This window comes from Hyphococcus aureus (assembly GCF_042643165.1).
Classification (GTDB): Bacteria; Pseudomonadota; Alphaproteobacteria; order Caulobacterales; family Parvularculaceae; genus Hyphococcus; species Hyphococcus aureus.
In genome coordinates this window covers 1,379,652-1,397,569 of sequence record NZ_JBHRSH010000001.1, presented here as the reverse complement: position 1 = coordinate 1,397,569, position 17,918 = coordinate 1,379,652, and the positions used below count along the sequence as shown (strand labels likewise).

The 17,918-nt window shown below is 58.3% G+C and carries 17 protein-coding genes; 7 read left to right on the top strand and 10 right to left on the bottom strand.

Features of this window, described 5'->3' with window-relative positions; all coding sequences use genetic code 11:
* Positions 1–11: 11 nt before the first annotated feature.
* The 5 genes from ACFOOP_RS06805 to ACFOOP_RS06785 all read right to left on the bottom strand — a co-directional run bounded on the left by ACFOOP_RS06805 (position 12) and on the right by ACFOOP_RS06785 (position 3,466).
* Positions 12–821, bottom strand: a complete 810-nt coding sequence (locus ACFOOP_RS06805) for an ABC transporter permease (protein ID WP_379880129.1) — start codon at positions 819–821, stop codon at positions 12–14.
* A 9-nt stretch (positions 822–830) separates the two neighbouring features.
* Positions 831–1,763 (bottom strand): ABC transporter ATP-binding protein, encoded by a 933-nt coding sequence (locus tag ACFOOP_RS06800; protein ID WP_379880128.1) that lies wholly within the window; start codon positions 1,761–1,763, stop codon positions 831–833.
* 171 nt (positions 1,764–1,934) lie between these two features.
* Positions 1,935–2,816 carry an NHL repeat-containing protein gene (locus ACFOOP_RS06795; RefSeq protein ID WP_379880127.1) on the bottom strand — a complete coding sequence of 294 codons (882 nt, stop codon included), beginning with the start codon at positions 2,814–2,816 and terminating at the stop codon, positions 1,935–1,937.
* Positions 2,810–3,139 (bottom strand): hypothetical protein, encoded by a 330-nt coding sequence (locus ACFOOP_RS06790; RefSeq protein WP_379880126.1) that lies wholly within the window; start codon positions 3,137–3,139, stop codon positions 2,810–2,812. The genes ACFOOP_RS06795 and ACFOOP_RS06790 overlap by 7 nt, the downstream gene beginning before the upstream one ends.
* A 129-nt stretch (positions 3,140–3,268) precedes the next feature.
* Positions 3,269–3,466: a DUF1674 domain-containing protein gene (locus ACFOOP_RS06785; RefSeq protein ID WP_379880125.1), complete on the bottom strand. Its 198-nt coding sequence runs from the start codon at positions 3,464–3,466 to the stop codon at positions 3,269–3,271.
* A gap of 69 nt (positions 3,467–3,535) precedes the next feature.
* On the opposite strand from ACFOOP_RS06785, the gene htpX reads away from it, so the two are divergent.
* Positions 3,536–4,453 (top strand): zinc metalloprotease HtpX, encoded by a 918-nt coding sequence (htpX, locus tag ACFOOP_RS06780; RefSeq protein WP_379880123.1) that lies wholly within the window; start codon positions 3,536–3,538, stop codon positions 4,451–4,453.
* Positions 4,450–5,187 carry a hypothetical protein gene (locus ACFOOP_RS06775; RefSeq protein WP_379880122.1) on the top strand — a complete coding sequence of 246 codons (738 nt, stop codon included), beginning with the start codon at positions 4,450–4,452 and terminating at the stop codon, positions 5,185–5,187. Before htpX ends, ACFOOP_RS06775 begins: the two co-directional genes overlap by 4 nt.
* 20 nt (positions 5,188–5,207) lie before the next feature.
* Here ACFOOP_RS06775 and ACFOOP_RS06770 read toward each other — a convergent pair whose 3' ends face one another.
* Together ACFOOP_RS06770 and polA are read right to left on the bottom strand one after the other, a co-directional pair.
* Positions 5,208–5,741, bottom strand: a complete 534-nt coding sequence (locus ACFOOP_RS06770) for a methylated-DNA--[protein]-cysteine S-methyltransferase (RefSeq protein WP_379880121.1) — start codon at positions 5,739–5,741, stop codon at positions 5,208–5,210.
* Positions 5,742–5,809: 68 nt separating this feature from the next.
* Positions 5,810–8,599, bottom strand: a complete 2,790-nt coding sequence (gene polA / locus ACFOOP_RS06765) for a DNA polymerase I (protein ID WP_379880120.1) — start codon at positions 8,597–8,599, stop codon at positions 5,810–5,812.
* Positions 8,600–8,654: 55 nt separating this feature from the next.
* Between polA and ACFOOP_RS06760 the strand changes: the two genes are divergently transcribed.
* Positions 8,655–9,038: a VOC family protein gene (locus ACFOOP_RS06760; RefSeq protein WP_379880119.1), complete on the top strand. Its 384-nt coding sequence runs from the start codon at positions 8,655–8,657 to the stop codon at positions 9,036–9,038.
* A 6-nt stretch (positions 9,039–9,044) separates the two neighbouring features.
* On the opposite strand, the gene ACFOOP_RS06755 is transcribed toward ACFOOP_RS06760, so the two are convergent.
* Both ACFOOP_RS06755 and ACFOOP_RS06750 read right to left on the bottom strand, forming a co-directional pair.
* Positions 9,045–10,337 (bottom strand): polyhydroxyalkanoate depolymerase, encoded by a 1,293-nt coding sequence (locus tag ACFOOP_RS06755; protein WP_379880118.1) that lies wholly within the window; start codon positions 10,335–10,337, stop codon positions 9,045–9,047.
* A 219-nt stretch (positions 10,338–10,556) separates the two neighbouring features.
* Entirely contained in the window at positions 10,557–11,159 is a 603-nt protein-coding gene (locus ACFOOP_RS06750) for an SCO family protein (RefSeq protein ID WP_379880117.1), read from the bottom strand.
* Positions 11,160–11,239: 80 nt separating this feature from the next.
* Here ACFOOP_RS06750 and ACFOOP_RS06745 point away from each other — a divergent pair, with 80 nt between their 5' ends.
* The 3 genes from ACFOOP_RS06745 (at position 11,240) to ACFOOP_RS06735 (ending at position 16,120) form a co-directional block, all read left to right on the top strand.
* On the top strand, positions 11,240–12,586 hold the full coding sequence (locus tag ACFOOP_RS06745) for an ActS/PrrB/RegB family redox-sensitive histidine kinase (RefSeq protein WP_379880116.1): 1,347 nt from the start codon (positions 11,240–11,242) through the stop codon (positions 12,584–12,586).
* An 80-nt stretch (positions 12,587–12,666) separates the two neighbouring features.
* Complete coding sequence (locus ACFOOP_RS06740; protein ID WP_379880115.1) at positions 12,667–13,236, top strand: ActR/PrrA/RegA family redox response regulator transcription factor; 570 nt, start codon at positions 12,667–12,669, stop codon at positions 13,234–13,236.
* A 145-nt stretch (positions 13,237–13,381) separates the two neighbouring features.
* Complete coding sequence (locus ACFOOP_RS06735) at positions 13,382–16,120, top strand: M16 family metallopeptidase (RefSeq protein WP_379880114.1); 2,739 nt, start codon at positions 13,382–13,384, stop codon at positions 16,118–16,120.
* 185 nt (positions 16,121–16,305) lie between these two features.
* Here the strand turns inward: ACFOOP_RS06735 and ACFOOP_RS06730 are convergent, their stop codons facing one another.
* On the bottom strand, positions 16,306–16,659 hold the full coding sequence (locus ACFOOP_RS06730) for a hypothetical protein (RefSeq protein WP_379880113.1): 354 nt from the start codon (positions 16,657–16,659) through the stop codon (positions 16,306–16,308).
* Positions 16,660–16,959: 300 nt separating this feature from the next.
* On the opposite strand from ACFOOP_RS06730, the gene ACFOOP_RS06725 reads away from it, so the two are divergent.
* Positions 16,960–17,910, top strand: a complete 951-nt coding sequence (locus ACFOOP_RS06725) for a flagellar motor protein MotA (RefSeq protein ID WP_379880112.1) — start codon at positions 16,960–16,962, stop codon at positions 17,908–17,910.
* Positions 17,911–17,918 lie beyond the last annotated feature (8 nt).

Sequence of the window (17,918 nt, the reverse complement as noted above, 5' to 3'; positions counted from 1 at the left end):
GCGCAACCGGGTTACTTGATCTGCATTCTGCTCATATCGACAAGCATCAGCAAACTCATCCCGATCCCGCCCACAAGGCCGAACGCGAGCGCCTTCTCCACATTCTCCGGCATAAAGCCAAGCGTATTAAACGGCATCAACCACGGGAAATAGAGGCCGTATTCCGATGCCTGCGCGAAGATCGCAAAGAACCCGCCGCCGACACCGAGCGCCATGGGGATCAGGAAATTGCGGAAACGAAAGGCCGCCCAGAGCTGAACTGCAATCAGAAGAAATGACGAGAGGTAAACATAAGCGAGCCTTTCGGCGACGACGCGTTTCCATTCGCGGACCATGAGCATGACATCCATCCCACCGAACATCTGATCGTCGTCATCCATCATGGTCTCCGCAAGCGCTGCAAACGGCGCCGGGTCCATCAACTTGTTTTCTGGATTGAGCGCGCCGGCGAGCCAGCCGCCAAAGGCGAGCAATCCGCCTGTGAGCAAGCTCATCAGTGCAATAAGCCCGAGCGCGACGATCGCCTTCGCAGCGAAGACACGCCATTTCGGCACCGGCAGCGCTAGAAGATGCGCCCATGTTTTCGGCCCGTGCTCAAGTTGCGCCAACAGGGTTGCGATGATCGTCGCTGTCAGCGGCAACATGAAAGTCGCCCAGGCCGTCAGCCCCGCAAAGAAATAAAGCGGCCATGCGCGCAAATTTGCGCCACTCGCCTGTAATGAGAAAAACAAAAGCGCCACAAGCGCTGGCCCGGCAAGCATCACCAGCATGATCTTGGAGCGTTTCAATTTGATCAATTCGACCTGAATGGAGGCGAGCATAGCGTTTCCTCACTCCTGTCCGAGTTGCGGCTTGGCGCCGATAAGCTGGAGGAACAATTCTTCCAGCGTCCATGGCGCAATAGCGAGATGGTGCACATCAATGCCTGCTTCATTGAGTTTTCTGTTGATCGCAGCCGCGCGGGCCTTGGCGCCCTCCGCCGAGGATAGTTCTATCACCAAACGGCCATTGCGGCTTTCCACCTTGCGCGCGCCGCCACCCAGCATGGCCGAGGCGCTGGCGTCATCGGAGCAGCCGATTTCAAGGCGTGGCGCATGAAGCCCGCGCAACTCATTCATGGCGCCCTGGAAAACGATCTTGCCGAGATGGATCACCGCGACATGGGACGCCATCTGTTCAATCTCGGCGAGATGATGCGACGAAACGAAAACGGTGGCGCCAGTGCGCGCCGGCAGAGTCTTAATGAAATCGCGCATTTCGCGAATGCCGACGGGATCGAGCCCGTTGGTGGGCTCATCAAAAATAAGAAGCTTTGGCTTGCCGAGAAGCGCGCGGGCGAGCCCCAAACGATGACGCATACCGAGGGAATATTTCCGGACATGACGGCCGGCCACATGGGAAAGCTCCACCGTCGATAGCACCTGATCAATCTCGGCCTTATCGAGCTTCAAGAGCCGCCGGGTAATATCGAGATTTTCACGGCCTGTCAGATGTTCGTAATGGGCCGGCGTTTCAAATGCGACGCCTACGGATTTCAGGGCCCTTAAACGATTGCGGCGTAAGTCTTCGCCGAAAATTGAAATGCGTCCGCGATTGGGATTGAGCAGCCCAAGCAGGAGCCGGATCGTCGTCGTCTTGCCCGCCCCATTCGGCCCCAGAAATCCGAAAATGGCGCCTTCCGGCACCGAGAGGTCAACGCCGTCGACAGCGTTGACGCCGCGAAAGCGTTTACGCAGACCCTCAGTCTCGATTGCAATGCCCATAGCCCCCGTCTTCACGGGACAAAAGCGCCCGCGAAGCCTCCTTTTCATATCCGCCGTTCCGGCTTTTCACCGCCGGTTATGGGAAAAACATGGCCCCGCCGCCCCGATCAGGCAAGGCGCCATGCGTCAGTCTGACCGGAGAATGCGATAAAAGGGGAAGCCTCAAAGGCGCTATTTTATACCTGTGAAGACGAATTTCTGGACGCGGCGGCCGCTGTTCACTTCGGTTGTATAAATATTTCCGTCGCTGTCCACATCGACGCTGTGGAGCCAGATGAACTCGCCGGGATAGCGGCCATTGCGCCCGACAGCGCCAAGAAAGTCATAGGTTTTGGCGTCCAGAATCCAGACCTGTCCGTTCATCATATCGGAAACATACATGAAGGCGTTGTCAGGAGAGAAGGCGACATCGGAAACAGTCCGTGTACCACCTGTTTCCGGCGCGAAGACAATATCCTGAAGAAAGACAGTGTCGCCTGCGTCGCTTGTTTCAAAAACCTGCAACCGGTTATTGCGCCGGTCGCAGACATAGATGCGATCGCCCGGCCCCTTCACAATGCAGTGGACGATATCGCCAAAGGTTTTCGATTCCGGGTCCGCGCCGCCATCGGCATTGCTGGACGCCTGTGACTGGTCGAAAGAACCTTCGCGCGTTTCATCATCGGGAGACGCAGCGTAGGCTCCCCAGAAACGGGTGAACTCGCCTTCCTGATCAAATCCAATGATGCGCTTGTTTATATAGCCGTCCGCGATCAGGGTTTCGCCGCTTTCCGGATCATGGGTGATATCGGCGGGATTGCCGAGCGTGGCGCGGTCGAAGTTGCCGGCTGTTTGTCCTTTGCGCCCAATCGACCGAATGAAAACGCCGTCTGCGTTAAAGTTCAACACTACATGATCGCCGTCGCCATTGCCGCCGATCCAGACCCTATCTTCGTCATCAACGAAAAGACCGTGCACATTGGCTGGCCATTGATTGACGCCGTCGACTTCCGGGGCAAATTCTTCGCCGCCCCATTCGCCTACCAACTCGCCGTCCTGCGAAAATGTCAACACATGTGGAGCTGCGCGGCAGCACACAGCAATAGGCGGGTCCTGATCGAACCCAGTATCTGAAAAACCAAGGGAGTTGGGCCGCTGCAATATCCAGACATTGTCGTGACGGTCAACCGCCAGCCCGGCACCTGACCAAGAATGACATCATCGGGAAGATCGGGCCACGCGGCGTCGACCGCAAAACGCGGGATCGGGCGGTCGGTGAATTGCTGTATGCGGACATCGACCAGTGCGCCGCCGCTGTTCTTGTCTTCTGACGCAGCTCCGCATCCCGCCGCCACGAAAGACGCCGCAACACCCAATGCACTCGCCCGAAAAACCATCACCGCCCCTTCAATTGCTGTTTCGCAGCAAATCGTAATCACAAATATGCAGCGGCGCCATGCAGCGGACAGACGAACTTGCCGCTGCGCCCGCCGTATAACGAGAAAATGAAGCGAGATGAACGCCGCCTAAAAATCCACGGCCCGGCCGCCGCGCTCCCAGTCACCATAGCGGGTCGGCTCCTCACCTTTCGGGCCGTTAAGCTCTTTTGGACGGGCCTTCGCCTCAGCTTCAGCCGCCTTGCGGCGCGCCTCAGCCTCCGTCAGCGCCCGCTGGGCGGCTGGCGGCAGATCCTTGCGAGGAGATTCCTGGGTCTCGTCAGCCATATTGAAGCGCGCCTTTCGCACCCACATATAGGGGCTCTTGATGGCGATGGAAAGAAAGAGGCCCCGTCCATGAACACACTTCGCACCGGCATGCTGCTTGCGGCGATGACCGCGCTTTTCATGGGCGTCGGCTACATGATCGGCGGCGCCGGCGGAATGACCATCGCCTTTCTTGTGGCGGCGGGCATGAATGTTTTCGCCTACTGGAATTCCGACAAGATGGTGCTGCGCATGTACAAAGCGCAGGAGGTCGACGATGCGCACGCCTCCGGCGTTGCGCGGCGCTATGCGCAAACTGTGCGCGAGCTTGCCACAGGAGCGGGACTGCCCCAGCCGAAAGTCTATATTATCGAAAACGCACAGCCCAACGCCTTCGCTACGGGCCGCAATCCCGAAAACGCCGCTGTCGCCGCGACGACAGGCCTGTTGCGCATGCTGACCGAACAGGAAGTCGCGGGCGTCATGGCCCATGAACTCGCCCATGTGAAAAACCGAGACACGCTGACCATGACCGTAACCGCGACCCTTGCCGGCGCGATCACCATGCTGGCGAATTTCGCCATGTTCTTCGGCGGCAACCGCAATAATGGCGGCGGCATTATCGGCGCGATCGCCATCATGATTTTCGCGCCAATGGCGGCGGCGCTGGTGCAAATGGCGATCAGCCGCGGCCGCGAATATGAGGCGGACCGCATGGGCGCTGAAATCTGCGGCCATCCCGAATGGCTCGCCTCTGCGCTGGCGAAAATTTCAAACGGCGCCGCGCAAATTCCCAACGCCACCGCAGAGCGTCATCCCGAAACGGGCCAGATGATGATCATCAATCCGCTTTCGGGCCGCGGCGCGGATAATCTTTTCTCCACGCATCCGGGAACGCAAAACCGCATTGATCGCTTGATGGAGATGGCGGGAAAGGAAAGCGGCATGCGCCTCGACCCCGATGGCCCTTCCCCATTTGAAGGCCGCCGTAAAGGTCCGTGGGGATGAAAGCTGACACTCTTATCATGCCAACAACGAAACGCTTATTGGCACGAAGAATAGTGAATGCCTCAGTTAGCACTGGTGGAAACCTACTATTTCCCGGGCTCGGGTCATTGTTGGAAGCAATCTATAGCGTCACTCACAAAGACATTTCTGAAAAAGAACTTACTGATTGGCGCCAACAAACCGATGTCAACTTGCAGAAGCTGATCGATGAAGTCTTCCCCTCTATTCTACTTTCGGAGACCGCAGCATTAATCGCGCTTGATTTGTGTAACTCCTCCACAAAAGGGCGTGCAAAATTCGATTATTTTACAATCGAATCGATTCACGCTGAATTCCCAAAATTAACAAAGGAGCAAATTGAGGACGGCGTAGCAGAACTGCTTCATTTCGGCTTGATCTCAAAAGGACCAACTGCACAAACCTTGGTGACACCTGAGTACTCTCTTTTCTGGTTATTTGACCCTTTGTCGAACTTGCAGACAGACCCCTATCAAGATGCAAAGGCATTAGCCCGCGAGGCGTTGCAAGCTCCCACGTTTAATTCAAGAAAAATCATAAAAAAACTCGGGTGGTCGCCACGCAGATTTAATCCGGCGCTTTCATATATGTTGAATGAAATTTCGGAAGCTTTCATTATCAGCCGAGAAAGCAATCCCGATTTAATAGTAGTTGGCATGCACTACAAAACTGAAACTCGATTTCAGATAGGCTTGTTTTTGGGTGAAGCGCTATAAAATGTTCAGTTTGTAGCCGCTTAGTCGAAAAAATCAGGCTCCAGCGCGCCTTCGATTTTCAGAAGCTTGCGTTTTAATTCCGCGCCGCCGGGCGCAGAGAAACCCGTCATGGCGCCGGAGGCGCCGACAATTCGGTGACAGGGCACAATAATCGGAAACGGATTGCGCCCCAGCGCCTGACCCACTCGCCGTGACTGCGCCACATCACCCAGCGCCTTTGCAAGATCGCCATAGGTCTTCACCTCGCCCGGCCTGATTTTCAGCGAGAGCAAATAAACCTCGCGCTCGAAATTGCCGATCTCTTGCCAGTCGAGGCGCGCATGGGAGAGATCGCGGGGCTCGCCCTCGAACAGCGCCTTGATGTCACTGATGACCGCCGCAATGGCGTCGGGCGGGTCGGCCTCGGCGGCGCCGGGCGCACGGCGGCAAAGGTGTTTTACGGTCGCCTCATCGCTCGCTTCAGGGAAGCTTACAGAACGCACGCCCTTTGCGCCCCAGGCAATGCCGCAACGGCCCAGAGACGTGTCGAAAAGCGTGAAAGAAAAATCGCTCATATCGAAATGTTAGCACGGATTCGTGCGACCCGCCGCCCGTTTCCTGCTGAGCGTCAGGCCCCGCGCCCCTAGTGCGCTTCGTCCCAATTGTTGCCGGCGCGCGCGTCCACAATCAAGGGCACCGACAATGTCACCGCCGGCGCCGGGGCGCCGACCATGATCTCGGAGACAACTGCACAGGTTTTGTCCGCCTCATCTTTCGGACATTCAAAAATCAATTCGTCATGAACCTGCAGCAGCATTTTGGCGTTCAAATGCGCTTTCTTCAGCGCCGCCGGCATACGGATCATCGCCCGGCGAATAACATCCGCAGCGGCGCCCTGTATAGGCGCATTGATCGCCTGGCGCTCTGAATAGCCGCGCATGGCCGGGTTCTTGTCATTGATGCCGCCCACATAGGTGCGCCGTCCGAAGATCGTCTCCACAAACCCTTCCGCCTTTGCAGACGCAATCGTGTCGTCCATATACTGACGAATGCCGGGAAATTTTTTGAAATAGGCGTCGATATAATCTTTCGCCTCGCTGCGGGATATGCCGAGCTGATTGGCGAGACCGAAGGCGGAAATGCCGTAGATGATGCCAAAATTGATCGCCTTGGCGCGCCGGCGGATCATCGGGTCCATGCCTTCAACAGGCACATCGAACATTTCCGACGCGGTCAAGGCGTGAATGTCGACGCCGTCTGCAAAAGCCTGCTTCATGGATTTCAGATCAGCGATATGCGCGACAAGGCGCAGTTCGATCTGGCTGTAATCGGCAGAGACCAGCACACTGCCTTTCTCGTGAATGAAGGCCGTCCTGATTTTGCGCCCGTCTTCCGTCCTTATGGGAATGTTCTGCAGATTGGGATCGGTCGAGGCGAGCCGCCCTGTCGTGGTCGACGCCATGGCGTAGGATGTATGCACCCGCCCCGTTTCCGGATTGATCTCGCCCGGGAGCGAATCCGTATAGGTGCTTTTGAGCTTGGAAAGCCCGCGCCAGTCGAGCAGCACCTGCGGCAGATCATGCCCTTCCGCCGCAAGTTGTTCCAGCACATCCGCTTTGGTGGACCAGGCGCCCTTAGCGGTTTTCTTGCCGCCGGGAAGACCGAGCTTGCCAAAAAGAATGTCGGAAATCTGTTTTGGCGAACCGAGATTGAAATCCTCGCCCGCAAGTTTGTGCGCCTCCGCTTCCGCTGCCGCCATGCGCTGCGCAAAATCCGACGAAAGACGCGCCAGGACCGCCTTGTCGATTTTAACCCCTTCACGCTCCATGGCGACGATGACCGGCGCGAGAGGACGCTCCAGCGTTTCGTAAACTGTCGTCTTGCCTTCCGCCGCGAGGCGCGGTTTCAAGATCTCCCAGAGACGAAACGTAATGTCGGCGTCTTCTGCTGCGTATTTCGCCGCTTCCTTGATCGCAATCTGATCGAAGGTTTTCGCTTTCTTGCCGGTTCCTGCAACGTCGGAAAACTTGATCGTCTCATAATCAAGATGACGTTTGGCAAGCTCGTCCATTCCATGCCCGCCCTTGCCGCAGTCGAGCGCATAGGACATCAACATTGTGTCATCGAACGGCGCAATATTGATCCCGTAACGCGATAGCACCAGCGCATCATATTTCAAATTCTGTCCGATCTTGAGAATGCTTTCGTCTTCAAGCATGGGCTTTAGAATTTTCAGCGCCTTGTCGAGCGGAATTTGCTTTCCCGTATCCTCATCATCGAGCGCAAGCCCCTCGGCGCCATGACCGAGCGGGATGTAACAGCCCTCCCCTGCGCGCGTTGACAAGGAAACGCCCACAAGATTGGCGCGCATGGCGTTGAGGCTGTCCGTTTCGGTGTCGACGGCGATGACGCCGCGCTCATGGGCGCGCGCAATCCATGCTTTCAGCGCCGGTTCACTGAAAACGGTTTCATAGGCGATGTCGCCATCCGGCGCCGGCGGCGGACCCGATCGCGCGTCAAGGTCCGCCATGCCGACCTCGCGCTTGACGCGATCAATCAGTTTGGTGAACTCCATCTCTTCAAGGAACGGCAACAGCAAGTCGAGATCGATTGACCGCATTTTCAGTTCATCGACGGCGAACTCCAGCGGCACATCGGTGCGCAATTCCACAAGCTTTTTTGAAATGCGCGCCTGTTCGGCGAATTCGATGAGGTTTTCGCGCCGCTTGTTCTGTTTGATCTCTTCCGCACGGCTCAATAGCGTTTCAAGATCGCCATATTCCTCGATCAGTTGCGCTGCGGTTTTGATCCCGACGCCGGGCACGCCGGGCACATTGTCGGAGGAGTCCCCTGCGAGCGATTGAATGTCGACCACATGCTCCGGCCCAAGACCGAATTTTTCAATCACTTCTTCGCGGCCGATCTTCTTGTTCTTCATGGGGTCGAACATCGACACTTTGTCGGAGACAAGCTGCATCAGATCCTTGTCGGAGGAGATGATCACCACTTCACCGCCATCGGCCTCAACATTGCGCGCATAGGTGGCGATGATATCGTCGGCCTCAAACCCTTCGGTCTCAATGCAGGGTACGTTGAACGCCCGGGTCGCCTTGCGCACCAGCGGAAATTGCGGGATCAGATCTTCCGGCGCATCGGGGCGGTTGCCTTTGTAGTCGGGATAGATCTCATTGCGGAACGTCTTGCCCGAATAATCAAAGATCACCGCAAGATGGGTCGGGTCGTGCTCGTCCTGCATATCGGTCAGGAGCTTGTTGAGCATGTTTGAAAAGCCGAGCACGGCGCCGACGGGCAAGCCGTCTGACTGACGCGTCAAGCCTTCGCGCGAGCGCGCCATGGCGAAATAGGCCCGGAATAAATAACCGGACCCGTCAACGAGGTAGAGACGCGTTTCACTTTTGGATTTCGCCGCCATTTGTCGTAGCGTTCCTTTCCGGACTTCAAAGTCCCGCCTCAATAGGAGATCGTCCATGAAAGTTCTAGGGATTCGATTCTGCAAAGTCGCGCATGCTGATGACGCCAAGGCTGTCGCCGATCTGCTTGGGGAAAATGGGCTTGGCCTCAGCCCCATGGATCTCGGCCAAAGCGACGGGTTTTCCGGCGCGGTTTTCCCCGTCGACGAAGGCGCAAAACAGGGACTTGGCAGTTGGATCGAACTCTGGGCGGCGGGCGAGCAAATGCCTGAGATGACCATGCTCCAGATTGTTGTCGATGACGCCGACGCCTATGCCGAACGCGCGAAGAAAAACGGCCTCGACGTCAAAGGGCCGGACGACGCACATGGAGAGCGCATCTATTATCTCGAAGGCGCCGGCGGATTGCCCATCGCGTTTTTGTCGAAGGCAACAACTTAAGACATTTTATTCTGCGGCAACGCTTATGTCTGAGTCTTTGCGCTTTACCGCTTCTTTGCCTGCCATACGCATGAACTCTGCGATACGGGGCTGGATTTCCGAGCGCCAGCGCGACCCGTTAAAGACGCCGTAATGGCCGACTTCCGGCTGAATGTAATCGAGCTGCAATTTCTCCGGAATGTTCACGCAGAGATCATGCGCCGCCTGCGTCTGGCCGATGCCGGAGATGTCGTCATTTTCACCTTCGACCGTCATCAGCGCAATGTCCGTGATGGCTGCGGGCTTCACAAGCCGACCGCGATGCATGAACTTGCCTTCGGGAAGCGTGTGCTCCTGAAAGACTTCACGGATGGTTTGAATGTAGAACTCTTCCGTCATGTCGAGCACGGAGAGATATTCGTCATAAAATTTGCGATGCTTGTCGGCGCCGTCGCCGTCGCCCTGCACGAGATGCTCATAATAATCATACTGGGCGTTCATATGGCGACCAGAATTCATCGACAGGAATGAATAAAGCTGCACAAAGCCCGGATATACGCGGCGCATGGCACCGGCGTAAGGCGCTGGCACCGTGTAAATCATATTCTGTTCGAACCAGTGTAAAGGCCGCTCCTTGGAGAGCTGGTTCGGCACGGTCGGCGAACGGCGCGTATCGATCGGGCTGCCCATCAGCGTGATCGACGCAGGACGCAACGGATCCTTGTCTTCCGCCATCACCGCCCCGGCGATCAGGAGAGGCGGCCCCGGCTGGCACACGGCCATGGCGTGTGTTCCGGCGCCAATCGTCCGTATAAAGCCGATCAGATAATCGACATAATCATTCAGGTCGAAACGGCCAGCCGACAGCGGCACATGACGGGCGTCGGTCCAGTCGGTGATATAGACGTCATGATCGGGAAGCATCGCCTCCACCGTGCCGCGCAACAATGTCGCGTAATGGCCGGAAAGCGGCGCCACGATCAGCACTTTCGGATCGGGCTCTGTATTGCCCGTCGCCGCCGCCAGCGCGGTCGCATCGCGCTCGAAATGCAGAAGCGTGCAGAAATCTTCTTTCACCGTTTCCCGGATCACCAGCGGAACTTCGACGCCATTTACAAAGGTGGAATCGATCCCCCATTCCGGCTTCGGATAGCGGCGCATGACATTCTCGAAAACGTCGAGCGCTGCGGCGGTCGAACGGCCGAACCAGCTTTCAGCGGCGGGGTTCATCGATGAGCGCCAGAATTTAGCGCCCATTCCGGCCGCCATGCGCGCAGGCGCAACGGCGGCGTAGGCAAGCTCGTAAGCGGTGTACAACATGGGGTGTGGCGCGTCCTGACTCTACTTGGGGGCTCTGGAGCCCTATATATCCATTTTATGCTGCATAGCACAAAAAGTGCGCAAAAGCCTAAAGAGGCCGGGACTATGCGCCGGATCGTAAGGCGGAATCAATCATTTATGAACTTTTTGCAAACTTCCACAGACACCCGCACATACCCGCTAGAATATTGTTTTTAAAAAGAAAAATATTTTTTGGCACTATTTGCGGATTTCACGGCGCAAAAGCGCGGCGAGTTCCTGGGGGCTGATCCCGCCGACAATGGCGTGCTGTGGCTGGCCCTGGCGGTCGTTAATATAGAAAAACCGGCCGTGATTGACGGTATAGCCCACCGCACTGTCTTTCAGCGTTTCCTTCTGGGCGACCAGCTTATAGGCGCCCCGGGCTGCGGCGGCGGCTTCCACCGAACCGGTGAGCGGGACGATGCGCGGGTCAAAGGCGAAGTAATCCGTGATGGCTTGGGGCGAGTCCCGCTCCGGATCGACGGAGATAAAGATCGCCGCCACCTTGTCTGCGTCGTCGCCAAGCTCGTTCAGGGCTGCGCTCATCACGCCGATATCGCCCGGACACACATCGGGGCAGTTGGTGAAGCCGAAATAGACCAGCATCACCTTGTCCTCAAAATCTTCGTCGCTGACGGCGTTGCCGCTCTTGTCCACAAGGTCGAACTCGCCAGTGAACTGTTCGGAGAGCGCGATGACGCCCTCTTTCGGGATCGCGACTTGCGGTTCGCGCGGGCCGCAGGCTGCAGCGAGACACAACAAGCCGGTTGCGAGAAATTTGGGGGCGAGGAAACGGATCATGCCGGTCTCCGGTCAGAACTTGTGGTTGGCCCTTCCTTAGCAGCTTTCCTTTCAAAGGACATACGAGCTAAAAGCGCGGAATGCCGCACACCCTCGCCGAACGTCAGGACACTCAGGACGCATTGAACGCGCTGCGCGGGCCGGTGCGGCTGCGCACCCTGACGGCGCTGCGCTGGCTCGCCGTTATTGGCCAGTCCGTAGCGATTGTGATCGTGCATTTTGCACTCGGCTTTCAAACGCCTCTGGGCCTTTGCCTCGCGGCCATCGCCGCCAGCGCCTGGCTCAATCTGTTCACAATGCTGCGTTTCTCGCCGCAACGGTTTTTGTCCGATCGCGAGGCGGCGGCCTATATCGCCTTCGACATCACCCAGCTTTGCGCCTTGCTGTTTTTCACCGGCGGCATTCAAAACCCCTTTTCCGCGCTTATCATCGCGCCGGTGACGATTGCCGCGAGCGTTCTGCCCCTGCGCTTCACCATCGGCATTGCGGCCCTCGCCATCGCCGGCGTCAGCATCCTCGGCGTTAATCACATGCCCCTTCCCTGGTATGCGGAGGAAACTCTTGACCTGGCGCCCATCTACAAAGCCGGCGTATGGGCGGCGCTTTCCTTTTCGATTGCGTTCTTCGCCGCCTACGCCCACCGTATTGCCGCAGAGTCTGCGCTGATGCGGTCGGCGCTTGCCGCGACGCAATTGGTGCTGGCCCGCGAAGAACGGCTGACTGCGCTGGGCGGGCTCGCCGCCGCGGCGGCGCATGAACTCGGCACACCGCTCGCAACCATCCAGGTGACCGCGAAAGAAATGCTGCGCGAGGTCAAACGCACCCATCCCGAAGAAGACGATCTGATCGACGATGCGGCCTTGCTGGTCAGTCAGGCGGAACGGTGCCGCGACATTCTCGGGCGGCTCTCGCGTCATGGCGATGCGGGCGATCTGATGCATGACAAGCTCAGCGTCACGGCGCTGATGCGCGAAGCGGCGGGTCCATTCCTCGATCAGCCCGGCGGGCCGTCCATCAGCTTTGAAGGCCATAGCCTCGACGGCGCTGCCGAACCGGTCCTGAAACGGCGTCCCGAAATCACTTTCGGCCTGCGGAATTTCATCGAGAACGCCGCCAGCTATGCCCGCGAACAGGTGCTGATCCGGGCGGAGTGGGACGCCGCGCGCCTGATTCTGACTGTTCACGATGACGGACCGGGCTTTTCTTCTGAAATCCTCACCCGGCTCGGAGAGCCCTATGTGAGCGCCCGGGGCGGCAAAACCGGGCTGGGCCTTGGTTTCTTCATCGCGAAAACCCTTCTGGAATCGAGCGGCGCGACGATCCGCTTTGACAATCGCCCGCTCGAAAGCAGCGAACGCAAAAGCGCCGGCGCGTGGGTTCAGGCGGAATGGGCGCTCGGCCCCCGATCTTCTGGCCTAATTGCTTGAAATCCGCGCAAAAAAGCGCATTTATGGGGCGGATATTCCGGTACAGAAAAAACGCCCCAAATAAAGCTGCAGTTGACCTTATGACCCATCTCGATGAAGCCCGCGTAGACGACCAGTCCCTGCCCGAGGACGCGACGCTTTTAATTGTCGATGATGACGAACCCTTCCGCACCCGGCTTGGAAGGGCGCTCGAAAAACGCGGCTTCCAGCCGATCCTCGCCGCCGGCGTCACCGACGCCGAAGCCATGATCAAGGACATTCCGCCGGCATTCGCCGTGGTCGATCTGCGGCTCGAAGACGGCGATGGCTTGCAGGTGGTGGAGCGCATTCGCGAAAGGCGCGATGATTGCCGCGTGGTGATGCTGACCGGTTACGGCAATATCGCCACCGCCGTCGCCGCAGTGAAAGCGGGCGCCATCGATTACCTCTCCAAACCCGCCGACGCCGATGACGTGGAAAAGGCGCTTCTGGCGCGGCCGGGCGAGCGTCCGGCGCCGCCGGAAAATCCCATGTCCGCCGACCGGGTGCGCTGGGAGCATATTCAGCGCGTCTATGAGCTGTGCGACCATAATGTCTCCGAGACAGCCCGCCGTCTCGGCATGCACCGCCGGACGCTGCAGCGCATCCTCGCCAAACGCGCGCCGAAATAGGCTTAAATTCCTGTTTACCCATAAAGGCTTGCGGTGAACCGTGCGCAGCGCGCGGTGAACCGGTGACGCTGCATGGCATTAGGATTTGCCCTTCCCGCCTGTAATTGCCACAAACGACGATACAGATTTTCAGAAGGGGTCTTCCATGCGTTCATTCCTGCCGATGCTTGCCGGCGCTGCCGTTCTCGCGCTCGCGCCAGTCGCGGCGCCCGCCGCCGATATCGATCTTCCCTATGAAGAGTTCACGCTCGACAACGGCCTCACGCTGATTGTTCACGAAGACCGCAAGGCGCCGCTGGTCGCTGTCTCGATCTGGTATCATGTCGGATCGAAAGACGAGCCCGCAGGCAAGACCGGCTTTGCCCACCTCTTTGAACACATCATGTTCAATGGTTCCGAGAACTTTGACAGCGACTGGTTCGGGCCGCTCGAAGAAGTCGGCGCCACGGGGCTCAACGGCACCACATGGTTCGACCGCACCAATTATTTCCAGACTGTCCCAACGACGGCGCTTGAGCGCGTTCTGTGGATGGAGTCCGACCGTATGGGACACCTTCTCGGCGCGCTGACGCAGGACAAGCTCGATGAACAGCGCGGCGTCGTCCAGAACGAAAAGCGTCAGGGCGACAACCAGCCTTACGGCATGATGGAATATTCAACGCTCGCCGGTCTTCTTCCCGCCGGTCATCCCTACAGCCACTCCACCATTGGCTCGATGGAAGATCTTGAAGCTGCATCGCTTGAAACCACCAAGCAGTGGTTCAAGGATTATTACGGCGCCGCGAATGCGGTGCTCGTGCTCGCCGGCGACATCGACGCCGAAACAGGCAAAGCGCTTGTCGAGAAATATTTTGGCGACATTCCCGCCGGCCCGCCGGTGACGCAAACCAAAGCCAATGCGCCCAAGCTCGACGTCAACAAACGCGAGATCATGTATGACCGCGTGCCTCAACCGCGCCTTGACCGCAACTGGGTGGCGCCAGGCCGCACGACACGCGAAGCCGTTTTGCTCGATCTTGCGGCGCAAGTGCTTGGCGGCGGCAAGACATCGCGCCTTTACAAACATCTGATTGACGATCTTCAAATCGCCACTTCCGCGACAGCCAATAATCAGGACCAGGAGCTGCTTAGCTTTTATTCCGTGACCGTCGACGCAAAAGCGGACGCTGACCGCGCCGAGGTCGAGCGCGAAATGGAATCGGTGCTGGCCGAATTTCTCGCCAAGGGCCCAACAGCAGCTGAACTCTCGCGCGCCAAAACCAGCATCAAGGCGGATGTCCTGCGCGGGCTTGAGGAAATCGGCGGCTTTGGCGGCAAGGCGACCGCGCTGGCGCAAGGCGCGCTTTACGCTGACGATCCCGGCTTCATTCTGAAACAGCTGGAATGGCTTGACGCGGCGACGCCGAAAGACGTGCTCGCCGCCGCACGCGACGTGATGACCGCCGGCTATTATCAGCTCGAGGTTCTTCCCTTCCCGGAATATTCAACGACCGCCTCAACTGTCGATCGCTCAACAGGACTGCCCGCCGTTACAACGACGCCGGATCTCGTTTTCCCTGACATTCAGGAAACAACGCTCAACAATGGCGTGAAGCTGGTGCTGGCCGAACGCCACACCATGCCGCTGGTTGAAATTTCCGTGCAGTTCGACGCCGGCTATGCGGCGGACTCGGTCGATGGCGGCAAACTCGGCGCCTCGTCCTTCGCCGCCTCCATGCTCGACGAAGGCACGCAGCGCCGTTCCGCGTCGGACATCGCCGAAGAAGTCGAAGCGCTGGGCGCAACCCTCAGCGCCGGCGCCAATCTCGACGTCAACGCCGTCAGTATGTCGGCGCTGAAAGAGAACCTGCGTCCGTCGCTCGACATTCTCGCCGACGTTATCCGTAATCCGGCTTTCGCACAGTCTGAAATCGACAAGCTGCGCGGCCGCTGGCTTGCGGCGATCGAACAAGAAAAAGCGGCGCCGGTGCAACTCGCGCTAAGGCTCCTGCCGCCGCAGATCTATGGCGACGGTCACGCCTATGCTGTGCCGCTGACAGGGTCAGGCACCATCGCCTCGATCAACTCGCTGACCCGCGACGATCTTGTGGGTTTCCACCAGAAATGGATGCGTCCCGATAATGCGACGATCTTTGTTGTCGGCGACACGACCATGGATGAAATGAAGCCGCTGCTCGAGGCCGCGTTCAACCGCTGGTCGGCGCCGTCAACGCCGACGCCGCAAAAGAACGTCGCAGAGGTCGACCTTCCCGCGCGCGGCAAAGTGATTATTGTGGACAAGCCCGGCTCGCCGCAATCGCTGATCCTTGCAGCGCATGTGGCGCCGCCTTCGAATGCGCCCGACGCTATCGCCATCAACGCCATGAACGACATTATCGGCGGCCAGTTCTCCGCGCGGGTGAACATGAATCTGCGCGAAGACAAAGGCTGGGCCTATGGCGCCTACACCTTCCTGCAAGGCGCAAAGGGTCAACGTCCTTTCATGGTCTATGCGCCTGTGCAGACCGACAAGACGATGGAGTCACTCAGCGAACTCCTGAAAGAACTCAATGCCTATAAAACAACGAAACCGGCAACGCCCACGGAGCTTGAGCGCACTGTGCTCAACAATGTCCGCTCCCTGCCGGGGTCTTACGAAACATCGGGCGACGTGTTGGGGAGCCTGACATCAAGCGCCCGCTATGGCCGCCCCTGGAATTATCCGGCGACCGTGAAAGACAAATACGAAGCGCTCACGATTGCCAACATCACAGAGGCTGCGGCGGAAGTCATTCACCCGGAAAGCCTGGTCTGGGTGATTGTCGGCGATCGCGAAGAGATCGAAGCCGGCATACGCTCGCTCAATCTCGGCCCCATCGAAGTGATGAGCGCCAGCGATCTTTAAACTGATAATGCGCGGATGAATTTTTCATCCGCGCAATTCGGCGCATAAGCGCCGGCGCGCAGTCGCGCTTGCCTGCGCAACATGGATCAAAACAGATCCATGCAGCTTGGTTAGACCATCGCAATCAAAACAAAAACGCCGCCCCAAAAGGGCGGCGTTTTTTTGATTCTGCAGGTGATTGAGGTTTAGGCGCGAACCATCCGGATCACGTCCGCTTCAAGGGCGATCGCTTCGCCGTCAAGGAAGAGGACCGTGTAAGGGACATAGCCGCCAGGCTGGCCGTTCGGCAGGCGCGTTTTCACGCGCACATCCACAGCCCAGCAAGGAACGCCCTCATAGCCGCGAAGGTCGGCGAACACCTGATAAGGCTCGCCAGTAAAATCGTAACGCGCCGAGCGCGGGTCCGTCAGCCGTTCACCGAAATAGTCGACGGTCAGCGCCTCAAAATCAGCAGGCGCGTCGCCAAAATCAGCAGCGATCGCAGCAGCGCCAAAGGCGAGGGTCGCAGCGAAACCGGCAAGAGCTTGTTTTATTTTCATTTTATGCCCTTTCGTGTTGAAATTTTTGAATACAGGAAAGCATGACATCACTGTCATTAATCCGTCATATACATGTCACCGAACTGTCACGTCAAGAAAAATGCGCAAAATGTGCGCAAGATTTTTGTGACACTCGTGCGCACGCTGTGCATTTTTTGAAACTATGAACGTTACCCTGCCGGAACAGCCGGGCAAAAGCGGTGCAGAAAGCGCCAAAGATTGGCCCCGGGAAGTATCCCCCGGCCCGCTTTTTGAATACTGTAACGATACCTGTGGGGTGGTTAGAGCAAGGGGAAATCCATGGCGCGCTCGCTTGAACGGTCGGTAAAGTTCGTCCGGCCCGGTCGCTACATCATGAACATGTTGCTGTTCCTGATCGTGGTCGGCGCGATCATTTACTATCTGTCGCCGTGGAGCCCGCAGCCCTCGCCGCTGCTGCTGGATGCGTTTGAGGCGAACCCGGCGCTGAACGGCCTGATCCTCGGCGTCCTCGCCATCGGCATCATTTACAATCTGCGCCAGGCCGGGGTGATCGACCCGGCCGTGCGCTGGGTCGAAGCGTTCCGCGAGTCTGTTGACCCCGCACGTTCTCGCCTGCCCCGGGCCCCGGCCCTGATCGGGGCCATGTCGCGGCTTCTACTCGATGCGGACACGCGTTCCGGCAAGCTGTCGCCGGAATCGTCCCGCGCCATTCTCGATTCCATCGGCACACGGATGGATGAAGGCCGCGAGATGGGCCGCTATCTCATGAACCTTCTCGTGTTCCTCGGCCTTCTGGGCACGTTCTGGGGTCTCCTTGAAACGGTCAACGCCGTCGCCGCCACGATCAACGGCCTCGCCAGCGCCGGCGGATCACCGGAGGACGCCGTCTCCCAGTTGATCTCCAATCTGCGCGAGCCTCTCTCGGGCATGGGCACCGCCTTTTCATCCTCCCTTTTCGGCCTTGGCGGGAGCCTGATCGTCGGCTTTCTCGACCTGCAGGCCGGACAGTCGCAAAACCGTTTCTATACGGATCTTGAAGACTGGCTCGCAGGCATGACCGAAACTGTCCGCGCGAGCGGTAAGGGGGGCGCCAGCTATTCCGCCGATATCGCCGATGGCGATCTTGTGGGCGCCATTCAGGCGCTGGAAGCGGCGCTTGCGGCCAACACCGAAACGCAGATCAAGGCCGCAGCCGGACAGACAGCCGAACTCAAAGATGAAATCAGAGCGCTCAACCGGACATTGATCCGCGTTGGCGGCAAAGAATAACGGCGGCG

Excerpts from the sequence above, each read along its gene's own strand:
- ACFOOP_RS06805 (WP_379880129.1), bottom strand. The coding sequence starts at position 821 with ATGCTCGCCTCCATTCAGGTCGAATTGATCAAATTGAAACGCTCCAAG.
- ACFOOP_RS06800 (WP_379880128.1), bottom strand. The coding sequence starts at position 1,763 with ATGGGCATTGCAATCGAGACTGAGGGTCTGCGTAAACGCTTTCGCGGC.
- ACFOOP_RS06790 (WP_379880126.1), bottom strand. The coding sequence starts at position 3,139 with ATGGTTTTTCGGGCGAGTGCATTGGGTGTTGCGGCGTCTTTCGTGGCG.
- ACFOOP_RS06785 (WP_379880125.1), bottom strand. The coding sequence starts at position 3,466 with ATGGCTGACGAGACCCAGGAATCTCCTCGCAAGGATCTGCCGCCAGCC.
- htpX (WP_379880123.1), top strand. The coding sequence starts at position 3,536 with ATGAACACACTTCGCACCGGCATGCTGCTTGCGGCGATGACCGCGCTT.
- ACFOOP_RS06775 (WP_379880122.1), top strand. The coding sequence starts at position 4,450 with ATGAAAGCTGACACTCTTATCATGCCAACAACGAAACGCTTATTGGCA.
- ACFOOP_RS06770 (WP_379880121.1), bottom strand. The coding sequence starts at position 5,741 with ATGAGCGATTTTTCTTTCACGCTTTTCGACACGTCTCTGGGCCGTTGC.
- polA (WP_379880120.1), bottom strand. The coding sequence starts at position 8,599 with ATGGCGGCGAAATCCAAAAGTGAAACGCGTCTCTACCTCGTTGACGGG.
- ACFOOP_RS06760 (WP_379880119.1), top strand. The coding sequence starts at position 8,655 with ATGAAAGTTCTAGGGATTCGATTCTGCAAAGTCGCGCATGCTGATGAC.
- ACFOOP_RS06755 (WP_379880118.1), bottom strand. The coding sequence starts at position 10,337 with ATGTTGTACACCGCTTACGAGCTTGCCTACGCCGCCGTTGCGCCTGCG.
- ACFOOP_RS06750 (WP_379880117.1), bottom strand. The coding sequence starts at position 11,159 with ATGATCCGTTTCCTCGCCCCCAAATTTCTCGCAACCGGCTTGTTGTGT.
- ACFOOP_RS06745 (WP_379880116.1), top strand. The coding sequence starts at position 11,240 with ATGCCGCACACCCTCGCCGAACGTCAGGACACTCAGGACGCATTGAAC.
- ACFOOP_RS06740 (WP_379880115.1), top strand. The coding sequence starts at position 12,667 with ATGACCCATCTCGATGAAGCCCGCGTAGACGACCAGTCCCTGCCCGAG.
- ACFOOP_RS06735 (WP_379880114.1), top strand. The coding sequence starts at position 13,382 with ATGCGTTCATTCCTGCCGATGCTTGCCGGCGCTGCCGTTCTCGCGCTC.
- ACFOOP_RS06730 (WP_379880113.1), bottom strand. The coding sequence starts at position 16,659 with ATGAAAATAAAACAAGCTCTTGCCGGTTTCGCTGCGACCCTCGCCTTT.
- ACFOOP_RS06725 (WP_379880112.1), top strand. The coding sequence starts at position 16,960 with ATGGCGCGCTCGCTTGAACGGTCGGTAAAGTTCGTCCGGCCCGGTCGC.